Consider the following 3,071-nt stretch of genomic DNA (forward strand, 5'->3'; position numbering starts at 1 on the left):
TCGTTGTCGCAGAAGAACCGGCGGACCCGCAGGTGCAGCACCAGCTCCTGCCCGCAGACCGCGGTGTCGCCGATCCGCCGCTCGTAACCGCTGTGCACGCGCTCGGACCAGCTGCCGCAGCCCGGGCACTCCGCCTTCGGCGTCCGACATCGGGCGTGGACCCGTACGGACCGACCGGCCGACCGGCCGACCGGACCAAGTCCACCTGCAGCAGCGCGAACTGGGGACATAGGACGGCCAGGAGTTCACTGACAGACACTCGTCATGATCGCCAACCGGCCAGACCTGCGGGCGGGTTTCACGGAACTCGCACCGGAGCTGTCGACCCGCCATGTCCGTTGGCACTCAACCTAGAAGGGCCGCTGCCAGTCGCCCCAAGCCGGCAACCGGCCTGCTGGTGGCCAGTTCTGCGCGTACCCGGGTAGAACCACTGCCGGCCAATCCATTCGCATTCCGGTATCGGCCCCTCCCAGTCGTCGGGGCACCGCTCTTCCCAGCCTCGGCCCACCATCACCGGCCGGGTCACCGCATTGCCCGAGACCTCCTGCACCCGCAGGACCAGGCCGATGCTGGCGGCTCCTGGATTGCCCCGCGGACCGTAGGACACACCGAGCACCCCGCATTCGGAAGCACGCAGAAGAAACTGCTCCAGATCCGCCGGGACGCAGGCCGTCAACTCCCTTCCCCAGAGTGTGACCTGGGGCCCGAAGGCCGCGTCGACCGCGACACAAAACAGCCGGCCGCTGATGAAGTACCCGTACACAGCAGGCTCTGCAGGCTCCGTGCCGAACGCCACGCCCAGGGTGTTCGGTTCCGACGGTCCGGCCTGGAACCGGCGCAGCTCGCTCATGCCCGGCAGTACTGCGGTGACCTCGGTGATCGGCATGCCGAACCGCAGCGGCCCGACGCCGTCCAGGGGCATCAGCTCCCAGTCCACCCGCGTCCGCCGCGTCACAGCATCCAGGTGTTCTGCCGCCGCCATCTGTCCGTCCATCCCCGCCCCCACACCGAGCCACCCCGGTTCCGGCACCCGCTCACCCTGGGATTACACCAGGTTCAAGATCGTTCACGGAACTCGCGCCAGAGCCAGTCTGCCGTGTCCGCTGACACAGACACGAAGCGCGTAGTCGAGCAAGGTTGTCGAGGCCATGACCCCGATCGCGGCGGTCACCGAAGGACCGCGGACTCGATTCTCTCCATGTCCAAGATCCTCCCAGCCCCGCCGCCCCAGCGAAAGAGATGTCAGGCGAACAGTCCGCCGGAGGCCCAACTTCGGTGAGACAAACCGTCGTCAGTCCAACCTCCCTGAGTTTGACCGCACCAAGGTGGACCCGTCCCTCAGCGGCGCAGTTGCTGGCCGTGGCACCGAACCGCCGGTGTGGCTCCATCAGACTGTGAGCTGACGGACCTGGCCGGGGCCGAGGTGCAGCTCGTACGGGGTCGAGCAGTCGCTGATCTCCGTGCCCACCGGAGCGCCGCACGGGCGGTGGCGGTTCATCCCCCCACCGCCCGACAGGCCACAACAGCCGATGCGCTCGAGGGTCAGGTCACGGACCGGCTGCAGGCCTGGCGCAGCGCGGGGGTTGGCAGGGCGGGGCTGGCGTCGGCGGCTGGGTTTCACCGACTGACCGGCGGCGTCGCCGTGGTCGTCCTCGCCGTGCCCGCTGCCGCCGAGGTGGTGGTGGCGGCGGTGTGGGGTCGTACTGGGCGCCGCTGGGGGCGTCGACGAGGCCGCCACCCTGTGGGGTGGCGGCCTCGTCGGGCGTCGCGGGCGGCCGGTGGTGACCGGCGTGGCGGTGCGCTCGGCCCGGTGACGACGGTGGCGGCTCTTGGCGTGGTGTCGTCGAGGGTGCGGGCGGCGTGCGCGGGTTCCGGGGCGGGCGTTTGGCACCGGGCGCCCCGGGGTGGGGATCGGTCGTCAGCAGATCACGACGGCCGAGACGGTGGCGGTCGAGGCGGGCCAGCCCGGCTGGTTCACCGAGAAGGTGGAGGTGACCGTCGAACCGCAGGTTGCGGTGCCGTAGGCGCTGCCGACCACGTTCCCGCCGGCCTGGATGTTGACGACGGGGTGGACGGGGGCCATCGGGGCACCGCCGGACACCGCGCCCTGGATGGTGAAGCCGACCGACTGGACTTGGTGGGACGGGTCGTTGGCGGTGGCCACGCCGTAGAACCGCACCTGCTTGCCGGTCACCTCGACACAGGCCCGGGTCAGCAGGTAGCCGGGCGCGCCGGGGGTGCCGCAGGTGATCACGGGGCCGACCGGACCGGTGGGGCCGGCCGGTGCCACGGCGGCGGCCTGGCCGGTGGTCAGGGCGGTGAGGGCGGCTGCGGTGACGGCAGCGGTGGTGATGACGCTCTTCACGGGTCTCTCCTCGTCGAGGGTCTGCGGGGAAGCGGAAGAAATATGCAATGTCACATTTCCTTGGCCGCATCATGGCAGGACCCCGGGGCCCCGGTGCGGGGCTTGCGGAGGGAAGGACGGCGTTGTGCCGGTATCAGCCATCGAATGACCTGAATGACCTGTCGGTGATCGCGCAAGTGTGCCGATCCCACCCTGACCTGCCGTCAGCCCGAGCTGACCGCACGGCCGTTGGGTACCTGATGCTGCCGTTGGCAGGGAGGACACCGTCCAGCCCGGGGCGAGATCGGCCGAGCGGTCGAGCGGTCGAGCAGTCGAGCGGGCCGAAGTCGAGGACCGAGCCGGCGACGGCACGCGGCACCCGGCACCGCAAAATCGGGGTCGGGCTCGAGCCGGTCCAGGATCCCTGCGTCGCCCTCGGGGCGCTCGCTGACGGTGTTTCGGCTCAGGCCGCGAAGAGGGCCAGGCGCTCCTCGCCGAGGTGGGTGCGGAGGGTGGCGAGGGCGCGGGTGGTCTGGGCCTTCACGATGGAGCGGCTGACGCCGAGGATCTGCGCGGTGGTCTCGACGCTGTGGTCCTCCCAGTGGCGGAGCAGGACGATGGCGCGGTCGCGTGGGGAGAGCAGGGCGAGGGCGTCCAGCAGGGCGAGGCGGACGGCGGTGGTGTCGGGGGTGGTGGGGCGCTCCGGGAAGTGGTTCACCGTCAGTTC

General features: G+C 70.6%; 4 protein-coding genes. All 4 read right to left on the minus strand.

Annotated features, from left to right (window positions below; translation table 11 throughout):
* The coding region (locus tag ACWCYY_RS40715; protein ID WP_449798967.1) for a transposase family protein at positions 1-230 on the minus strand (230 nt) is incomplete at its 3' end.
* 68 nt (positions 231-298) lie between these two features.
* Positions 299-994, minus strand: a complete 696-nt coding sequence (locus ACWCYY_RS40720) for a hypothetical protein (protein ID WP_449798968.1) — start codon at positions 992-994, stop codon at positions 299-301.
* A gap of 924 nt (positions 995-1,918) precedes the next feature.
* Positions 1,919-2,365, minus strand: a complete 447-nt coding sequence (locus ACWCYY_RS40725) for a hypothetical protein (protein ID WP_449798969.1) — start codon at positions 2,363-2,365, stop codon at positions 1,919-1,921.
* Positions 2,366-2,807: 442 nt separating this feature from the next.
* A partial coding sequence (locus tag ACWCYY_RS40730; RefSeq protein WP_449798970.1) for a sigma factor-like helix-turn-helix DNA-binding protein occupies positions 2,808-3,071 on the minus strand: 264 nt, incomplete at its 5' end.

It is taken from the genome of Kitasatospora sp. NPDC001664, assembly GCF_053596675.1.